The organism is Microbacterium sp. 22215, assembly GCF_052045655.1.
GTDB lineage: Bacteria > Actinomycetota > Actinomycetes > Actinomycetales > Microbacteriaceae > Microbacterium > Microbacterium phyllosphaerae.
Genome location: NZ_JBQEPC010000001.1, coordinates 525,869 through 543,356, shown reverse-complemented (window position 1 = coordinate 543,356; position 17,488 = coordinate 525,869). Strand labels below are relative to the sequence as shown.

The 17,488-nt window shown below is 68.0% G+C and carries 16 protein-coding genes; 7 read left to right on the top strand and 9 right to left on the bottom strand.

The annotated features are described in order from the left end of the window. Positions 1-44 precede the first annotated feature (44 nt). The gene (locus tag ACTJKH_RS02785) at positions 45-794 is read left to right on the top strand and encodes an alpha/beta hydrolase (RefSeq protein WP_440735667.1); all 750 of its coding nucleotides are present in this window, start codon (positions 45-47) and stop codon (positions 792-794) included. A gap of 36 nt (positions 795-830) precedes the next feature. Here ACTJKH_RS02785 and ACTJKH_RS02780 read toward each other — a convergent pair whose 3' ends face one another. The 9 genes from ACTJKH_RS02780 to ACTJKH_RS02740 all read right to left on the bottom strand — a co-directional run bounded on the left by ACTJKH_RS02780 (position 831) and on the right by ACTJKH_RS02740 (position 11,215). Continuing rightward, on the bottom strand, positions 831-1,688 hold the full coding sequence (locus ACTJKH_RS02780) for a carbohydrate kinase family protein (RefSeq protein WP_440735666.1): 858 nt from the start codon (positions 1,686-1,688) through the stop codon (positions 831-833). Positions 1,689-1,710: 22 nt separating this feature from the next. Then, entirely contained in the window at positions 1,711-2,826 is a 1,116-nt protein-coding gene (locus ACTJKH_RS02775) for an adenosine deaminase (protein WP_440735665.1), read from the bottom strand. A gap of 51 nt (positions 2,827-2,877) precedes the next feature. Then, the gene (locus tag ACTJKH_RS02770; protein WP_210098460.1) at positions 2,878-4,170 is read right to left on the bottom strand and encodes a thymidine phosphorylase; all 1,293 of its coding nucleotides are present in this window, start codon (positions 4,168-4,170) and stop codon (positions 2,878-2,880) included. After that, complete coding sequence (locus tag ACTJKH_RS02765; protein WP_042536471.1) at positions 4,167-4,565, bottom strand: cytidine deaminase; 399 nt, start codon at positions 4,563-4,565, stop codon at positions 4,167-4,169. Before ACTJKH_RS02765 ends, ACTJKH_RS02770 begins: the two co-directional genes overlap by 4 nt. Before the next feature lie 7 nt (positions 4,566-4,572). Continuing rightward, on the bottom strand, positions 4,573-5,859 hold the full coding sequence (locus ACTJKH_RS02760) for an ABC transporter permease (RefSeq protein ID WP_440735664.1): 1,287 nt from the start codon (positions 5,857-5,859) through the stop codon (positions 4,573-4,575). Then, positions 5,856-7,175: an ABC transporter permease gene (locus ACTJKH_RS02755; protein WP_440735663.1), complete on the bottom strand. Its 1,320-nt coding sequence runs from the start codon at positions 7,173-7,175 to the stop codon at positions 5,856-5,858. The genes ACTJKH_RS02760 and ACTJKH_RS02755 overlap by 4 nt, the downstream gene beginning before the upstream one ends. Then, positions 7,172-8,686: an ABC transporter ATP-binding protein gene (locus tag ACTJKH_RS02750; RefSeq protein ID WP_210098463.1), complete on the bottom strand. Its 1,515-nt coding sequence runs from the start codon at positions 8,684-8,686 to the stop codon at positions 7,172-7,174. The genes ACTJKH_RS02755 and ACTJKH_RS02750 overlap by 4 nt, the downstream gene beginning before the upstream one ends. Before the next feature lie 153 nt (positions 8,687-8,839). Continuing rightward, entirely contained in the window at positions 8,840-9,952 is a 1,113-nt protein-coding gene (locus ACTJKH_RS02745) for a BMP family lipoprotein (protein WP_259161924.1), read from the bottom strand. A 147-nt stretch (positions 9,953-10,099) separates the two neighbouring features. Continuing rightward, positions 10,100-11,215, bottom strand: a complete 1,116-nt coding sequence (locus ACTJKH_RS02740; RefSeq protein ID WP_440735662.1) for a mannose-1-phosphate guanylyltransferase — start codon at positions 11,213-11,215, stop codon at positions 10,100-10,102. 58 nt (positions 11,216-11,273) lie between these two features. On the opposite strand from ACTJKH_RS02740, the gene ACTJKH_RS02735 reads away from it, so the two are divergent. The 6 genes from ACTJKH_RS02735 to ACTJKH_RS02710 all read left to right on the top strand — a co-directional run bounded on the left by ACTJKH_RS02735 (position 11,274) and on the right by ACTJKH_RS02710 (position 17,480). Further along, positions 11,274-12,533, top strand: coding sequence for an FG-GAP-like repeat-containing protein (locus ACTJKH_RS02735; RefSeq protein WP_440735661.1), 1,260 nt, complete (start codon positions 11,274-11,276; stop codon positions 12,531-12,533). A 170-nt stretch (positions 12,534-12,703) separates the two neighbouring features. Beyond that, positions 12,704-13,138, top strand: coding sequence for a succinate dehydrogenase, cytochrome b556 subunit (sdhC, locus tag ACTJKH_RS02730; protein ID WP_074731658.1), 435 nt, complete (start codon positions 12,704-12,706; stop codon positions 13,136-13,138). Beyond that, on the top strand, positions 13,138-13,581 hold the full coding sequence (locus ACTJKH_RS02725) for a succinate dehydrogenase hydrophobic membrane anchor subunit (protein WP_440735660.1): 444 nt from the start codon (positions 13,138-13,140) through the stop codon (positions 13,579-13,581). Before sdhC ends, ACTJKH_RS02725 begins: the two co-directional genes overlap by 1 nt. 19 nt (positions 13,582-13,600) lie before the next feature. Continuing rightward, a complete protein-coding gene (sdhA, locus tag ACTJKH_RS02720; RefSeq protein WP_194763543.1) occupies positions 13,601-15,427 on the top strand; it encodes a succinate dehydrogenase flavoprotein subunit in 1,827 nt (608 codons plus the stop codon). 2 nt (positions 15,428-15,429) lie between these two features. Continuing rightward, the gene (locus tag ACTJKH_RS02715) at positions 15,430-16,197 is read left to right on the top strand and encodes a succinate dehydrogenase iron-sulfur subunit (protein WP_440735659.1); all 768 of its coding nucleotides are present in this window, start codon (positions 15,430-15,432) and stop codon (positions 16,195-16,197) included. Positions 16,198-16,274: 77 nt separating this feature from the next. Beyond that, positions 16,275-17,480: a YihY/virulence factor BrkB family protein gene (locus ACTJKH_RS02710; RefSeq protein ID WP_440735658.1), complete on the top strand. Its 1,206-nt coding sequence runs from the start codon at positions 16,275-16,277 to the stop codon at positions 17,478-17,480. Positions 17,481-17,488 lie beyond the last annotated feature (8 nt).

Sequence of the window (17,488 nt, the reverse complement as noted above, 5' to 3'; positions counted from 1 at the left end):
CGACCCCGAGGCTGTTCACATACACAGGCCCTACCCTTGATCACGTGCAGAAGAAGCGTGGCCGTCGCGTCGTCAAGGTGATCCTCTGGGGGCTCGTCGCAGTCCTCGTCCTCGGAATCGGCGGCATCGTCGCCTGGAGCCAGATCGGCGTGATGCCCGCCGAGAAGGCGCCTCTGGCGAGCGTTCGCGAGAACTCCGCCATCCACGTCGAAGATGCCGAGCAGGGCATCGTGATGACCCCCGCCGACGGCGAGTCCGAGGTCGGCCTCGTCTTCATCCCCGGGGCCAAGGTCGATCCCTGGGCGTACGCGCCGATCCTGCAGAGCCTCGCCGAGGAGGGCGTCACCGTGGTGATCACCCGCCCGTGGCTGAACCTCGCATTCTTCGACCTGCGCGGGCTCGACGCCTTCACCTCCGCTGCGCCCGACATCGACGACTGGGCGATCGGCGGACACTCGCTGGGCGGCGTGCGCGCCTGCCAGCTCGCGGCCGACACCGAAGCTCTGGTGCTCTTCGGGTCGTACTGCTCGAACGATCTCTCCGACACCGACCTCGCCGTACTGAGCATCTCGGGCAGTGAGGACGGGCTGTCGACCCCCGAGAAGATCGCTGCGGCCCGCGACATGCTCCCCGCCGACGCCGAGATGGTCGAGATCGACGGGGCGTCGCACGCCTCGTTCGGAGACTACGGTCCACAGGCCGGTGACGGTGAGCCGACGATCACCAGCGACGACATGCACGCGCAGGTGGCCGAGATCCTCGACCCGTTCCTGGCGGGGATCCCCCAGGGCTGATCCGCCACCGCACATGCTGTCGTGCGCAGCAGGTGATCACCCCAGGATGCGGTCCAGCAGCGGATGCAGGTGCCTGGTGCCGAGCACCCGGGATGCCGTCTTCGCGCCCGCGGTGAGCGACGCAGCCACGTCGAGACCGGCCAGGCGGGCGTCGAGGACACCCGCGAGGAACGCATCACCCGCGCCGTTGGTGTCGACCACATCGACGGGCACCGCTGCCACCCGGTGTTCCACGCCCTCCGCATCGACCGCCAGCGCTCCCTCGGCACCGAGGGTGCAGACAGCCAGCGAGGCTCCCCCGCTGATGCACGCCCGGAGGAACGCCACGGGGTCGGAGAGGCGGTCCGCGTTGCAGAACACTGCGTCTGCGGCCGCGAGGAACGGCCGGTGGAACTCGGCCGCGCCGTCGTAGTCGTGCACGTCGACCCAGATCGGCTTCCCTGTGCCACTCGCCAGGGGCAGGATGCGCAGAGGTTCGGCGGCGAGATCGAGCACGATGACGTCGGACGCCCCCATCGCGGACTGCAGCGCCGCGTCGTCGGCGCCATCCGTCGCCGACGGAACCGCCACATAGAGCGATACGCGTCCGCCCTGTCGCGTCATGAGGTTCAGATGCCGCTCGGTGGCATCTCCCGCGACCCACCGAGCGTCCACCCCCGCCTGTTCCAGCGCGGCGCGCACCCTCTGCCCCGGCTCGTCAGCGGCGGTCAGGGCGTACAGCGTCGTCGGGCGACCGAGAGCCGTCAGGCTCAGCGCCTTCCCCGCGCTCGTTCCTCCGACGGTCTCCCAGCTGTCTTCCGCGAACTGCATGTGCGGCACCGGCTCGGGGAGCCGATCGAGCACGACGATCGAGTTCCACGACGCAGGGCCCGCGATGAAGACGGAGGCGGTCACACGGATCCTGGGCTCTCGCAGATCAGACGTCGAAGCCCTCGGCGATCATCTCGACGAGCTCCTCGCGCTCCTCGACGGGCAGGAAGGCTCCCGCCGCGGCGTTGAACTGGAAGGTCTCGAGATCGTCGAGGTCGTACTCGAACGTCTCCACCAGATTCGCGAGCTCGCGCGTGAGCGACGTGGCGCTCATCGTGCGGTTGTCGACGTTCACCGTGACGGCGAAGCCGAGCTGGTACAGCAGATCGAACGGGTGGTCGGCGAGCGTGTTGCCCCACGCGGCGATCGCCCCGGTCTGCAGGTTCGACGACGGGGAGAGCTCGAGCGGGATCTCGCGGTCGCGCACCCAGCGCGCCAGGTCACCGAACTGCACCTGCACCTCGTCGCCCTCCTGGGTGATGACCTGCAGATCCTCTGCGATGCGCACGCCGTGACCGAGGCGCAGCGCACGCCCGTCGATGAGCGCCGAGCGGATCGAGTCGAGTCCGGCAGCCTCGCCCGCGTGCACCGTGACCGGGAAGAAGCTGTCGGCGAGATGGTCGAATGCCGCGCGGTGGTTCGACGCGGGGAAGCCGTCCTCGGGACCGGCGATGTCGAAGCCGACGGCTCCGCGTCCGCGGAAGCTCACTGCGAGCTCCGCGATCTCACGTGACCGGTCGGTGTGGCGCATGGCGGTGATCAGCTGGCCGACGCGGATGCTGTGACCGGCCCGATCCGCGGCATCCTCGCCCTCTTCGATCCCCTGCTGCACGGCCTCGACGGTCTGCTCGAGCGTGAGCCCACGGGTCAGATGCTGCTCGGGAGCCCAGCGCACCTCGCCGTAGATCACGCCGTCCTTGGCGAGGTCCTGGACGAACTCCCGGGCGATGCGGGTGAGCCCCTCCGTCGTCTGCATCACGGCCGTGGTCAGATCGAACGTCTTGAGGTACTCGACGAGCGAGCCGGAGTCGCTCTTCTTCGCGATCCAGGTGCCGAGCGCGGAGGGCTTCGACGCCGGCACCTCGAGGCCGATCGCATCCGCCAGCTCGATGATCGTCGACGGGCGCACGGCGCCGTCCAGGTGGTCGTGCAACGACACCTTGGGCAGGCTGCGCAGGGATGCTCCCTGGATGGTGACATCACCGTTCGCGTCGATCGACATCGGGTTCCTCTCGGTCGCGGAGTAGCTCAGTCCAGGCTACCGGTCAGCGGATCACGCCGTGATGCGCTCCCGCACGATCGGCCCGCGCTCCGGAGCCACGTCGCCGACCGCCCACGAGCCCTCCAGCGCCTCGAGCGCCCGGGGGAACCGCGCCTCGTCTGCCGCGGAGAGCGTGAACAGGGGCTGTCCGGCCACGACACGGTCGCCGGGCTTCGCGTGCAGGTCGATGCCCGCCTCGAAGACCACCGGGTCCTCGGCCCGCGCGCGTCCGGCGCCGAGACGCCAGGCGGCGATGCCGAACGGCAGCGCATCCATCTGCGAGACCACGCCGTCGGCCGGGGCCGTGACGACGTGGGTCTCCCGAGCCGTCGGCAGCGGTGCATCGGGGTCGCCGTCCTGCGCGCGGATCATGGCCTTCCAGCTGTCCATCGCTCGTCCGTCGTCGAGAGCGGCCTCGACATCGGCATCCGGCTGCCCCGCGAGCGAGAGCATCTCGCGTGCCAGGGCGATCGTCAGCTCGCGGACGTCCGCGGGGCCTCCACCGGCGAGGACGTCGACGGACTCGCGGACCTCGTTCGCGTTGCCGATGGCGAAGCCGAGCGGCACGTTCATGTCGGTGAGCAGGGCCGTGGTCGCCACGCCGGAGTCGGTGCCGAGCGCGACCATGGTGCGCGCGAGCTCGCGGGCGCGATCGATGTCCTGCATGAAGGCGCCGGAGCCGAACTTCACGTCGAGCACGAGTGCGTCGGTGCCTTCGGCGATCTTCTTCGACATGATGCTCGAGGCGATCAGCGGGATCGCCTCGACTGTGCCGGTGACGTCGCGCAGCGCGTAGAGCTTCTTGTCGGCGGGGGCGAGACCCGAGCCCGCCGCGCAGATCACGGCGCCCACGTCGCCCTGCATCTGCGCGAACATCTCTTCGTTGCTGAGGGCGGCGCGCCAGCCGGGGATCGACTCGAGCTTGTCGAGCGTGCCACCGGTGTGACCCAGGCCGCGTCCGGAGAGCTGAGGCACCGCGACGCCGAACACGGCGACGAGCGGCGCGAGCGGCAGGGTGATCTTGTCGCCGACGCCTCCGGTGGAGTGCTTGTCGACGGTCTTCTTGCCGAGTGTCGCGAAGCTCATCCGCTCCCCCGACGCGATCATCGCGTCGGTGAGCACACGGATCTCGTCACGCTCCATGCCCCGCTGGAACACCGCCATCGCGAACGACGCCATCTGCGCATCCGACACGTAGCCGCGGGTGTAGGCGTCGACCATCCAGCGCAGCGCCTTCTCGGGCACCACGCCTCCGTCACGCTTGGCACGGATCACATCGACGGCGTCGAAGGGCTCAACGCTCATCGGGCGTCCTCCAGGTCTCGGGGGCCGAACGCATCCGGCAGTACTTCATCGATCGTCCGGATGCCGGAGACGGTCTCCAGCAGCATCCCGGGCATCGCGTGTTCGTAGAGCAGCTGACGGCAGCGGCCGCACGGCATGATCGTCTGCCCGTCGTTGTTGACGCACACGAAGGCGACGAGCTGGCCGCCGCCCGACATGTGCAGATCTCCCACGAGCGCGCACTCGGCGCACAGGGTGACTCCGTACGAGGCGTTCTCGACGTTGCAGCCGGCGACGATGCGTCCGTCCCCCACGAGGGCGGCCGCGCCGACCCGGTATCGGGAGTACGGCGCGTACGCCTTCGTCATGGCGTCGGTGGCGACCTGACGGAGCTCGTCCCAGTCGATGTCGGTCATGTCTCTCCTAGGACTTGATGTACGGCTTGCCGCTGGCCGCAGGCCCGCGGATCTGACCGGCGAACCCGGCGACCGCGAGAAGCGTGACGACATACGGCAGCATCAGCATGAACTCGCCCGGGATCGGGGTCTTGAGGATCGACAGCAGGTTCTGCAGGTTCGTCGCGAAGCCGAAGAGCAGAGCGGCGAGTGTCGCGCGGATGGGATCCCATCGTCCGAAGATGACCGCGGCGAGGGCGATGAAGCCGAGCCCCGCCGTCATGTCCTTGCCGAACTGCGGCACCGACACGAGCGTGAAGTACGCGCCTCCGATGCCGGCGATCGCGCCGGCGAGCAGGACGTTCCAGAACCGCGTCGCGTTCACCTTGATGCCGACGGTGTCTGCGGCCTGCGGGTGCTCGCCCACGGCGCGAAGACGGAGTCCCCACTTGGTGCGGTAGAGGCCCCATGCCACGACGGCGACGGTGATGAACATGAGGTAGACGATGAACGTCTGGTTGAACAGCACGGGTCCGATGATCGGGATGTCGCTGAGCAGCGGGATCTCGATGCGGCTGAAGCGCACGGGCGTGTTGAGCGCGGCCTCATTCGGTGCGAGGAGCGCGCCGTAGAGGAACCCGGTGAGACCGCTGACGAGCACGTTGAGCACGACACCGACGATCACCTGCTCTACGAGGTACTTGATGGCGAACGCGGCGAGCACCGCGGCGACGAGGACACCGCCGAGCATCGCGCCCAGCAGACCGATGAACGGGCTGCCGGTGATGCTCGAGAGCAGCGCGGCCGAGAACGCACCGAGCAGCAGCTGACCCTCGATCGCGACGTTCACGACACCGGCGCGCTCTCCGATCACACCGCCGAGGGCGCCGAACACGAGCGGCACCGACAGTGAGACCGCGCCGAAGAGCAGGCTGCTGACGGGCACGAGTCCTCCGGCACCGGCCCACACGAGGAAGCCGAAGACCGCGATCACGCTGAAGGCGATGACGAGCCAGATCGACGGCTTGCGATACGACCACGCCCGCAGGAACGCGAGAACCGACAGCACCGCCAGAATCGCGATGACGACCCAGCTCGTCGGGCCCGTCGGCAGCGCCACGTCAGGAAGCGCGAACGGCGAGGACGGGTCGTTGAGTCGGAACGCGCTGGTGCCGCTGCGGGGCACGAGCAGGAACAGGAGCGCCAGCAGCACGGTGGCTGCGGCGAGGACGATCGGCGCCTTCAGGTGCCGCTCGCGCACGGTGGCGAGCTGCACGGTTCCGTCGGCGGCTTCACTCTGGACGAGGGAGGTCATGCGGTCACCGCCTTCTTCGCGGCCTTGGCTCTCGCCTTGGCTGCCTTCTCCGCATCGGTCTTGGGCAGGAAGAACACGGCGCGCAGCAGCGGCGGCGCGGCGATGAACAGGACGACGAGCGACTGCACGACGAGCACGATGTCGACCGGGATGTCCTGCGCCTGCATCGAGAACGATCCGGCCTTCAACGCTCCGAACAGGATGCCGGCGGCGAACGTGCCCCAGGCGCGACTGCGTCCGAGCAGCGCGACGGTGATGGCGTCGAAGCCGATGCCCGCGTCGATCGTCTCGGTGATGCCCGTCGTGACCGCACCCTGGATCTGGTTCATACCCGCGAGGCCCGCGAGCCCACCGGCGAGGAGCATGGCGTACACGTAGACACGCTGCACGCTGATTCCGGCCGCGCGGGCGGCGTGCGGGTTCTCGCCGACGGCGCGCATCCGCATTCCGAGCGACGACCGCTCGATGAGCCACCAGACGAACAGCGTGGCGATGATGACGATGACGAATCCGAGGTCGAGCAGCGGGAACTGCGGGCCGAGCAGTTCGGGGAACTGCGCGCTCTCGGGAGTGGCGTAGCCGAGAGCCTGGTTCGTGCCCGGCTTCTGGAGCAGACCGGGGGTGCGGATCATCCACAGCAGCAGGTAGTAGGCCACGTAGTTGAGCATGATCGTGAGGATCACCTCGTGGGCGCCGGTCCGTGCCTTGATCAGACCGGCGATCGCTCCCCAGAGCGCGCCACCGGCGATGCCGGCGATCAGGGTCACGGGGATGTGCAGCCAGAACGGCAGGTCGAGCTGGAACGTCAGGAGACCTGCGACCGCGACACCGATGAGCATCTGGCCGCGTGCACCGATGTTGAACAGGCCGACGCGGAACGCGAGCGCCACGCCGAGACCTGCCGCGATCAGAGGCGCGGCGAAGCCGAGGGTGTTCGTCAGCGGGCGGATCTGCGCGGCGAAGTCGGCACCCCGCGCGTTGAAGATCGCGCCGCGGAAGAGCGCCTCGTATCCGTTGTAGACGGCGTTCCAGACGGCCGCGATCGTGTCGCTCGGCCTCTGGAAGAAGTAGCCGGAGGCAGCGAGCACGTCCTCATTCGTGAGGGCGATGAGGATGCCGCCGACGACCAGCGCGAGGAAGATCGCCAGGATCGTCGTGACGGCACTGCCTCGGAGCATCTCCTTGAGGATCACGTTGCCGCGCGGGGGCGGCGGCACATCGACGGGATCGCGGAGGGTCGTGGTGGTGTTCACCGAGAGCTGGTCGCCCGGATCCCCGGTGCCCTGGCCGCCGGCCTGTGGCGTCGTACCGCTCATGCGGCCACCTCTCCCTCGGCGGCGCCCGCCATCATCAGACCCAGCGTCTCACGCGGGGTGTCGCCGGGAACGATCCCGACGATCGTGCCTCGGTACATGACCGCGATGCGGTCGGCGAGAGCTGCGACTTCGTCGAGCTCGGTCGAGACCACGACCACGGGGATGCCCGCGTCGCGCGTCTCGACGATGCGCTTGTGGATGAACTCGATCGAGCCCACGTCGACTCCGCGGGTCGGCTGAGCCGCCACCAGCAGTCGGAGTTCGCGGCTCATCTCACGAGCGATCACGACCTTCTGCTGGTTTCCGCCGGAGAGAGTCCCGGCCGGTGTGTGCGGACCCTGCGCCCGGATGTCGTACTCCTTGATGCGCGCGTGTGCGAACTCCTCGAGTGCTGCGCGGCGCAGTGTGCCGCCGCGGCTGAACTCGGGGTCGCCGGAGCGATCGAGGATGAGGTTCTCGGCGACGGAGAAGCCGGCGACGAGGCCGTCTTCCGTGCGGTCCTCGGGGACGAAGCCGACACCGGCGTCCAGGATCGCTCGTACGCTCTTGCCGACGAGTTCGGTGCCGTCGAGGGTGATCGATCCTTCGACGCGCGCGGCCAGGCCGACGATGGCCTCGACCAGCTCGGTCTGTCCGTTGCCCTGCACGCCGGCGACGGCGAGGACCTCGCCGGGGCGAACCGTGAAGTCGACGTCGTCGACGACGATCGCTCCGGCAGCGGTCAGAACCCGCAGCCCCTTCACCTCGAGGCCGCCGTCGCCCAGACGCGGCGCTTCCTTGTGCACGGTGAGCTCGACCGCACGGCCGACCATGAGGGAGGCCAGCTCGGCGTTGGTCGCGGTGGGCGATGCCTCACCGACGATGCGCCCGAGGCGCACGATCGTGATGGTGTCCGCGACCTCGCGGACCTCCCGCAGCTTGTGGGTGATGAAGACGATCGCGGTGCCCTCGTCGCGGAGCTGGCGCATGATGCCCATCAGCTCGTCGGTCTCCTGCGGGGTCAGCACGGCGGTGGGCTCGTCGAAGACGAGCACCTTCGCGTCGCGCGACAGCGCCTTGATGATCTCGACGCGCTGCTGCACGCCGACGGGCAGGTCGCCGACGACGGCGTCGGGATCGATGTCGAAGCCGAAGCGTGCGGCCACCGAGCGCACGTGCTCCCGCGCCTTCGCGATGTCGAGCGTGCCCGCACCCTTCGTCTGCTCGTGGCCGAGCATGACGTTCTCAGCGACGGTGAAGACGGGCACGAGCATGAAGTGCTGGTGCACCATGCCGATGCCGGCGTTCATGGCGTCGCCGGGGCCGCGGAACCGCTGGACGACGTCGTCCAGCAGGATCTCGCCCTCGTCCGCCTGGTACAGGCCGTACAGGACGTTCATCAGGGTGGACTTGCCTGCGCCGTTCTCGCCGAGCAGAGCATGGATCTGCCCCGGTTCGACGACCAGGTCGATGTGGTCGTTGGCGACGAGGGTACCGAATCGCTTGGTGATGCCGCGAAGTTCGAGCTTCATATCTGCACCTTATCCAGAAGTGTCATCCAGAAGAGTCTGAAGAATCCGGGCGCATCGCGCGGGGATCGCCCGGGTGCGCCGTGAAAGTCGTCATGGTCCGTCCACGGCGCGGGGNCTGATTGCACCACTCGCCCCGCGCTGGAACTGTATGACTTACGGGGAGTTCGGGGACTCCACCGTGATGTCGCCGGCGATGATCTGCTCCTGCAGAGCGGCGATCTCGTCGAGCAGGCCGTCGGGCAGGTCGCCCTCGAACGAGCCGAAGCCCGAGAGCTTCACGCCCTCGTTCTCGAGCGTGCCGATGTACGGAGCCGGGTCGAAGTCGCCCTTGGAGGCTGCGATCGTCGCATCCTCGACGGCCACGTCGATCGCCTTCATGATCGAGAAGAGCGTGACGTCGGCCACCGACTCGTCAGCGACGGCGAGGTCGCTGTCGACGCCGACCATCAGCGTGTCCTTGCCGCTGTCGGCGATCGCCGCAGCCGCGCTCTGGTAGATCGGTCCACCGACCGGGAGGATCACGTCGACGCCCTGGTCGAGCACGCCCTGAGCGGTCTGCTTGGCCGTGTCGTTCGCGTCGAAGCCGCCGGTGAAGGAGCCCTTCTGCGTGGCGGTGTCCCAGCCGAAGACCTCGACGGAAGCGGACTTGTCCTCGTTGTACTTCTCGGCACCGAGCTGGAAGCCGTCCATGAACACGGCGACCGACGGGATCTGCATTCCGCCGAAGGTGCCGATCTTGTTCACGCCCGCCTGAGCCGACCATCCGGCCGCGGCGTAGCCACCGAGGTAGGCGGCCTGAGCGGTGTCGAAGACGAGAGGCTTGATGTTCGGAGCATCCGTGGTGCCGTCGAAGTCGTTGTCGGCGTAGTCGTCGATGATCGCGTAGTTGATCTTCGGGTTGGCGAGTGCCGACTCGACCGTCGCGGCGGACAGCTTGAAGCCGACCGAGACGATGAGGGAGCAGCCCTCGGAGACCGCGGTCTCGAGGTTCGGTGCGTAGTCGTTGTCGTTGGCCGACTCGAACTCGAGCGGCTTGACGCCCAGCTCGTCGGCGGCACGGTCCATGCCCTCCTTGGCGGACTGGTTGAACGACTTGTCGTTCCATCCGCCGGCGTCGGAGACGAGGCAGGGCAGGAAGTCGGAATCGACAGCCGCGTCCCCGTCGCCGCCCGATTCGGTCGGAGCCTGGCCACAGCCGGCGAGTGCGAAGACGACGCCGGCGGCGATGGTCGCGCCGAGCAGCTTCTTGGTGGTGGAGATGGTCAACTCATGCCTCCTGAACGGTGCCGCGGCCCTCGCGGATCGATCAAAGTTACCCAGTGTTTCGACTTTTGTGCATGCCCGCAGGCGAGCGGCAATCGAATGGTTACAAACCTGAAACCAAGACGGCGGATGAGCGGGCGGCCGTGCTCATCAGAGCACGTCGCCCTGTCCCGTGAGCTTGAGCGACTCGACGACGCCCTTGACCCGTTGCGCGTGCTCGACCGTGGTGACCAGCAGCGCGTCGGGGGTGTCGACCACGACGATGTCCTTGACGCCGACGAGGCTGATCACCCGTGAGGTCTGGCTGACGAGGATGCCGCTCGCCGCATCCGACAGCACGCGCGCGTTCGGCCCGAGAACGGCCAGGTCGTTCTTGCGCCCGTTGTTGATGAGCTTGGTCAGCGATGCGAAGTCACCGACGTCGTCCCAGTCGAAGTGGCCGGGCACGACGGCGAGGCGTCCTCGGCGGGCGGCGGGCTCGGCCACGGCGTAGTCGATCGCGATCTTCTTGAGCCCCGGCCAGATCCGATCGACGGCGGGGCCGCGGAGCTCGCGGTCGTCCCATGCCTCTGCCAGCTCGATCAGCCCGGCGTGCAGAGCGGGTTCGTTCTCGGCCAGCTCCTCGAGGAGCACGCTCGCCTTGGCGATGAACATGCCCGCGTTCCAGAGGTAGCCGCGGTCGGCGAAGTACGCCTTGGCCGTCTCGAGGTCGGGCTTCTCGACGAAGCTCTCGACGAGCGCGGCTTCACGGGCGCCGTCGACGACGAGCTCCGGCCCTTTCTTGATGTAGCCGAACCCCACCGCGGCCTCGGTCGGCGAGATGCCGATCGTGCAGATGTACCCCTCCCGCGCGACCTCGACGGCATCGCGCACGGCGAACTCGAACACCCGGGTGCTGCGGATCACGTGGTCGGCGCTGAACGAGCCGATGATGACGTCGGGGTCGCGGCGATGCAGGATCGCCGCGGCGAGCCCGATGGCCGCGGCGGACTCGCGCGGCTCCGACTCGAGGAAGACATTCAGATCAGCGATCCCCGGCAGCTCGGCCTCCACCGCGGCGCGGTGCGCCCGACCTGTGACGACGGCGATGCGGTCTGGGCCCGCGAGCGGCTCGAGACGGTCCCAGGTGTCGCGCAGGAGGGAGTGGCCCGAGCCGGTGAGATCGTGCAGGAACTTCGGTGCGTCCGCCCGTGAGAGCGGCCACAGCCGACTGCCGATCCCGCCCGCCGGGATCACTGCGTAGAAGTCCTGGATCGGCTGGCTCATGCAGCCCAGCGTATCGGGGTGTTGCGACGGCCACGCCGAGCCCCAGTATGGTCATGCCATGGCCCCCTCCCCCACACGGCGCCCCGCTCTGCTTCGTCGCGCCACCGCCGCCGTCGTCATCGTCCTGGCCGCAGCCGTCCTCGTCCCCACCTCCGCATCCGCCGCCGGCGGCGTCGCAGGCGAGGTGTTCTCCCTCACCAACGCACAGCGCACGCAGGCCGGCCTCCGCCCTCTGATCTCTGATCCGGCGCTCGACGCCGCGGCAGCCGAGTGGGCACGGCATCTCGCGTCGACGTGCACCTTCGAGCACAGCACCTCGCAGTGGCGCAGCACCCGCGTCGCGGCATCCGGATGGATCGCGACCGGCGAGAACATCGCAGCGGGGCAGCCGGATGCGTCGTCCGTGATGACGGCGTGGATGGGCTCCGCAGGGCACAAGGCCAACATCCTCGACAGCCGCTACACCGGCCTCGGCGTGGGATACGCGACCGGATCGTGCTACCGCTCGTATTGGGTGCAGATCTTCGGGATCGGATCACCCGTCAAGAAGCTCCCCGGTGGCGCCGGCGACCTCACCTCCGATCGCAACGCCGACATCGTCGCGCGTACAGCGAGCGGCTCACTGGTCCTGTATCCCGGCACCGGGAAGAGCGGCCTGGCGAGCCCGATCACTCTCTCGGCGACGTGGGGCGCACGGACCTTCACGACGCTCGGCGACTTCACCGGCGACGGCATCCCCGACCTCGCCAGGGTCGAGGCGAACGGCAGGCTGATGCTCTACGCCGGCGACGGCCGGGGCGCGTTGCGCACACCGACGCAGATCGGCACGGGGTGGTCGGCCTTCACGCAGCTGATCGGCGGGATCGATTTCAACGGCGACCGGCTGCCCGACATCATCGCCAAGACGACGACGGGTGCGCTGAAGCTCTACAAGGGCAACGGCAAGGGCGGCTTCCTGTCCGGAGGCGGAGCGCAGATGGGCAGCGGCTGGAACGCGTTCGACTCGATCTCGCACGCGGGTGACTTCTCCGGCGACTCCCGCGGCGACATCATCGCTCGCAAGACCTCGGACGGGACTCTGTGGCTCTACCCCACCACGGGCAAGGGGACCTGGGGCAAAGCGGTGCGCATCGGCACCGGGTGGCGGTCCTTCACCGCGATCTTCGGCGGCGGAGACCTCAACGGCGACGGCGCTCCCGACGTGGTCGGCCGAGCGTCCGACGGAACCCTGTGGCTCTACCCCGGCAACGGACGCGGCGGGTTCCTGGCGCGCCAGACGATCGGGAGCGGCTGGAGCACGATGGCTCAGATCGGCTGATCGCGGTCATCCGAAAGTCTCGACATCGAGATACTTAGGTTCCCCTTCGTCGCCCACCGGCGTCTCCCGGGAATAGGATGGTGTCCGATCGGCCGTGCCTGAGACAGCAGGCTCACGCTTGGAAGACGCATCGCACGCGACCGAGTCACATCGATCCAGGGAGGACGACCGTGTCCACAAGCGCTCGCTTGACACCGTCGATTTCGGAAACCACTTCCAAGACGCCCCGCGGCACCCTCTACCGGGGCCGCGAAGGCATGTGGTCGTGGGTGCTTCACCGCATCACCGGAGTCGCCATCTTCTTCTTCCTGTTGGTGCATGTGCTCGACACTGCACTCATCAGGGTGTCGCCCGAGGCGTACAACGCCGTCATCGGAACCTACAAGAACCCGGTCATGGCCCTCGGTGAGGTCGTGCTGGTCGCGGGCATCGTGTTCCATGCGATGAACGGCCTGCGCATCATCGCGGTCGACTTCTGGTCGAAGGGCGCCAAGTACCAGCGCCAGCTGTTCTGGGGCGTGCTCCTGGTCTGGGGCATCATCATGGCCGGCTTCGTGCCGCGCCACCTCATGCTCGCGTTCGCCGGCTTCGGAGGAGGACACTGATGACCGCTCAGACCGTCGCAGCCCCCGTCCGCCGTCAGCGCGGATTCAACCTCGAGAAGTGGGGCTGGCTCTTCATGCGCGGCTCCGGCGTCGTGCTCGTCGTGCTGATCTTCGGCCACCTGTTCATCAACCTCATGGTGGGCGAGGGCATCCACGCGCTCGACTTCGCGTTCATCGCGGGCAAGTTCGCCACGCCGTTCTGGCAGTGGTGGGACGTCATCATGCTCTGGCTGGCACTGATCCACGGCGCCAACGGCATGCGGACGATCGTGAACGACTACGTCACGAACACCACGGCTCGCAAGGCGCTGACCTGGGCCCTCGGCCTGGCCGCAGCTCTGCTCATCATCCTCGGCACGCTCGTCGTCTTCACGTTCGACCCGTGCCTGGGAGTGGAAGAGACGAGCACGCTGTGGGACACGTGCCAGGCGCTGGGCAAGTAGAAGAGAAGGCATACGAGAAGTGACTACCGAGACCCAGGATTCCGTCGTGCGCGACGGAGTGCACTACCACCAGTTCGACATCGTCATCGTGGGCGCCGGTGGCGCCGGCATGCGGGCGGCCATCGAGGCCGGCCCCGGCGCGAAGACCGCGGTCATCTCCAAGCTCTACCCGACGCGTTCGCACACCGGTGCGGCGCAGGGCGGCATGGCGGCTGCGCTCGCCAACGTCGAGGAGGACAGCTGGGAGTGGCACACCTTCGACACGGTCAAGGGTGGCGACTACCTCGTCGACCAGGATGCTGCGGAGATCCTCGCGAAGGAGGCGATCGACGCGGTCATCGACCTCGAGAACATGGGTCTGCCCTTCAACCGCACCCCCGAGGGCAAGATCGATCAGCGTCGATTCGGCGGCCACACCGCCGAGCACGGCAAGACCCCGGTCCGCCGTGCGTGCTACGCGGCCGACCGCACGGGCCACATGATCCTGCAGACGCTGTTCCAGAACTGCGTCAAGCTCGGCATCAACTTCTTCAACGAGTTCTACGTGCTCGATCTGCTGACGGTGAAAGATGCCGACGGCAAGACGCAGGTCTCGGGCGTCGTCGCCTACGACCTGTCGACCGGCGAGCTGCACGTCTTCCAGGCCAAGGCCGTGATCTTCGCGACCGGCGGTTTCGGCAAGATCTTCAAGACGACCTCGAACGCCCACACCCTCACGGGCGACGGCGTCGGCATCGTCTGGCGCAAGGGCCTCCCCCTCGAGGACCTCGAGTTCTTCCAGTTCCACCCCACCGGACTCGCCGGTCTCGGCATCCTCCTCACAGAGGGCGCTCGCGGTGAGGGCGCGATCCTGCGCAACGCCTCGGGTGAGCGCTTCATGGAGCGCTACGCCCCGACCATCAAGGACCTCGCTCCCCGCGACATCGTCGCTCGCTGCATGGTCCAGGAGGTCGCAGAGGGCCGCGGCGCCGGACCCCACAAGGACTACGTGCTGCTCGACTGCACGCACCTGGGCGCCGAGGTGCTCGAGACCAAGCTCCCGGACATCACCGAGTTCGCCCGCACGTACCTGGGCGTCGACCCGGTCGTCGAGCCCGTGCCGGTCATGCCGACCGCCCACTATGCGATGGGCGGCATCCCCACCAACAACAACGGCGAGGTGCTCGCCGACAACGACACGGTGGTCCCCGGTCTCTACGCCGCCGGCGAGTGCGCCTGCGTCTCGGTGCACGGAGCCAACCGACTCGGCACCAACTCGCTGCTCGACATCAACGTGTTCGGCAAGCGCTCCGGGCGCAACGCGGTCGAGTATGTCAAGACCGCGGAGTTCGTGCCGCTTCCCGAGAACCCCGCCGGGTTCGTCTCGGGGATGCTCGAGGACCTGCGCAACAACCAGGGCACCGAGCGCATCGCCGTTCTCCGCAAGGAGCTGCAGGACGAGATGGACAAGGGCGCGCAGGTGTTCCGCACGCACGACTCCCTCCAGCACGTCCTCGGAGTGATCGCCGAGCTGCGCGAGCGCTACAAGAACGTGCACGTCGACGACAAGGGCAAGCGCTTCAACACCGACCTGCTCGAGGCGGTCGAGCTGGGCTTCCTGCTCGACATCGCCGAGGTCGTCGTCTACGCCGCGCAGAACCGCGAGGAGAGCCGCGGTGGTCACATGCGCGACGACTTCCCGACGCGTGACGACGAGAAGTACATGAAGCACACCATGGCGTACCTGACCGGCGACCCGCACTCCTCCACCCCGAGCGATCACATCAAGCTCGACTGGAAGCCCGTCGTGTTCACGAAGAACGAGCAGGGCGAACTCAACTACCCGCCGATGGAGAGGAAGTACTGAGCATGTCCAACGCCATCGCTGAGGCCCCCGCCGACACGACGGAGGAGGCTGCGATCCAGTCCTTCATCGTCACGTTCAACATCCGCCGGTTCGACCCCGAGGTCGACGCCGAGCCGCACTGGGTCGACTACGACGTGGAGCTGTACTCGACCGACCGCGTGCTCGACGCGCTGCACAAGATCAAGTGGGAGGTCGACGGCTCGCTCACGTTCCGCCGGTCCTGCGCCCACGGCATCTGCGGTTCCGACGCCATGCGCATCAACGGCCGCAACCGGCTCGCCTGCAAGACGCTGATCAAGGACCTCGACATCTCGAAGCCGATCTACGTCGAGGCGATCAAGGGTCTGCCGCTCGAGAAGGACCTCGTCGTCGACATGGAGCCGTTCTTCGCCTCGTACCGCGAGGTGCAGCCGTTCCTGGTCGCGAACTCGGCGCCCGCGAAGGGCAAGGAGCGCGTGCAGTCGATCGCCGATCGCGAGATCTTCGACGACACGACCAAGTGCATCCTCTGCGCCGCGTGCACGTCGTCGTGCCCGGTCTTCTGGACCGACGGACAGTACTTCGGCCCCGCCGCGATCGTGAACGCGCACCGCTTCATCTTCGACTCCCGCGACGACAACGCCGCGGTGCGTCTCGACATCCTCAACGACAAGGAGGGTGTGTGGCGCTGCCGCACCACCTTCAACTGCTCCGAGGCATGCCCGCGTGGCATCGAGGTCACCAAGGCCATCGCCGAGGTCAAGCAGGCGGTTCTCCGCGGTCGTCCCTGATCTCCGCGCACTGACGACGACGGGCGGGCTCCTTCACGGGAGCCCGCCCGTTCTCGTCATGTGGATAGGGTGAGGATGTGTCTGATCCCGCCGGTGCCGAGAGCGAGCCCCGCCGCCTCGACGCGGCCGTCGAACGGGCCACCGCGCTGACGCAGCGCACACTCGGGCTGTTCCCCGTGCGGGTCTGGCGACATTTCCTGCAGCACAACGGCTTCCTGCTCGCTGCGGGTGTGAGCTATCAGGCCCTCTTCGCGATCTTCGCGGCGATCTATCTCGCCTTCGCGATCGCGGGCCTCTGGCTCGGCGGCAGCACCGAAGCGGTCGACGCGATGATCGACATCATCAACAGCTACATCCCGAACCTGATCCAGGACGAGGGCGGGGTGTTCACCCCGCAGCAGGTGCGGGAGATCGCGGTCAGCACCACCGGGCTCCTGAGCATCACCGGTCTGATCGCGCTCGGAACCGTGATCTGGACGGCCATCGGCTGGGTCACGTTCTCGCGCCGCGCGACGCGCGACATCTTCGGTCTGCCGCCCGACCGCCGCAGCTACGTCATCCTGAAGGCGCGGGACCTGCTGGCCGCGCTGATCTTCGGGGCCTCACTGCTCGCGGGCTCCCTGCTCAGCTCCGCCAGCGCGGTCGCACTGAGCTGGATCCTCAGCCTGCTCGGATGGGGATCCGCGCTCGACGGCCTGACCAGCATCCGCATCGGCACCGTGCTGGTGTCGTTCGCGCTGCTGTCGGGCGCACTCGCGGCGATGGTCCGATTCCTCACCGGCACGTCCCTCCACTGGGGAACGATCTGGCCCGGCGCCCTCCTCGGCGGCGGCGCGATGACGATCCTCCAGTTCGGTGCGGGATTCCTGCTCAGCTACACGCCGACGAACCCCCTGCTCGCCACGTTCGCGATCTTCATCGGCCTCCTGCTGTGGTTCCGCGTCAACGGCGTGGTGATGCTGGTGGCGTCCTCGTGGATCGCGGTCGCCGCTCAGGACAAGGAGATCCCGCTGCTGTCGCAGACCGAGGCGGAACGACGGCTGGCCGAGCATCAGACTCTGCTGTCGGCCGCACGGATCCGCATGCGCGACGCGCACGCCGCCCGCGAGGCCGCCCCGTGGTATCGGGCCTGGCAGGCGGAGAGAGCTCTGCGTGCGGCTGAGCGAGAGCTCGCGGAGATCGAAGCATCCGCTCCCCCGCCCATCGACGAGAGCTCTCCCCTCGCCCAGCGTCTCCTCGCGGAGCTGCAGCGCCCGTCGAAGGATGTCGGCGGCCCTCGTTAGGCTTGTGA

Coding starts and splice junctions, on each gene's coding strand:
- ACTJKH_RS02775 (WP_440735665.1), bottom strand. CDS start 2,826: ATGTCGATCGACGCGAACGGTGATGTCACCATCCAGGGAGCATCCCTG.
- ACTJKH_RS02755 (WP_440735663.1), bottom strand. CDS start 7,175: ATGAGCGGTACGACGCCACAGGCCGGCGGCCAGGGCACCGGGGATCCG.
- ACTJKH_RS02740 (WP_440735662.1), bottom strand. CDS start 11,215: ATGAGCCAGCCGATCCAGGACTTCTACGCAGTGATCCCGGCGGGCGGG.
- ACTJKH_RS02715 (WP_440735659.1), top strand. CDS start 15,430: ATGTCCAACGCCATCGCTGAGGCCCCCGCCGACACGACGGAGGAGGCT.
- ACTJKH_RS02770 (WP_210098460.1), bottom strand. CDS start 4,170: ATGAGCGTTGAGCCCTTCGACGCCGTCGATGTGATCCGTGCCAAGCGT.
- ACTJKH_RS02735 (WP_440735661.1), top strand. CDS start 11,274: ATGGCCCCCTCCCCCACACGGCGCCCCGCTCTGCTTCGTCGCGCCACC.
- ACTJKH_RS02750 (WP_210098463.1), bottom strand. CDS start 8,686: ATGAAGCTCGAACTTCGCGGCATCACCAAGCGATTCGGTACCCTCGTC.
- ACTJKH_RS02725 (WP_440735660.1), top strand. CDS start 13,138: ATGACCGCTCAGACCGTCGCAGCCCCCGTCCGCCGTCAGCGCGGATTC.
- ACTJKH_RS02760 (WP_440735664.1), bottom strand. CDS start 5,859: ATGACCTCCCTCGTCCAGAGTGAAGCCGCCGACGGAACCGTGCAGCTC.
- ACTJKH_RS02765 (WP_042536471.1), bottom strand. CDS start 4,565: ATGACCGACATCGACTGGGACGAGCTCCGTCAGGTCGCCACCGACGCC.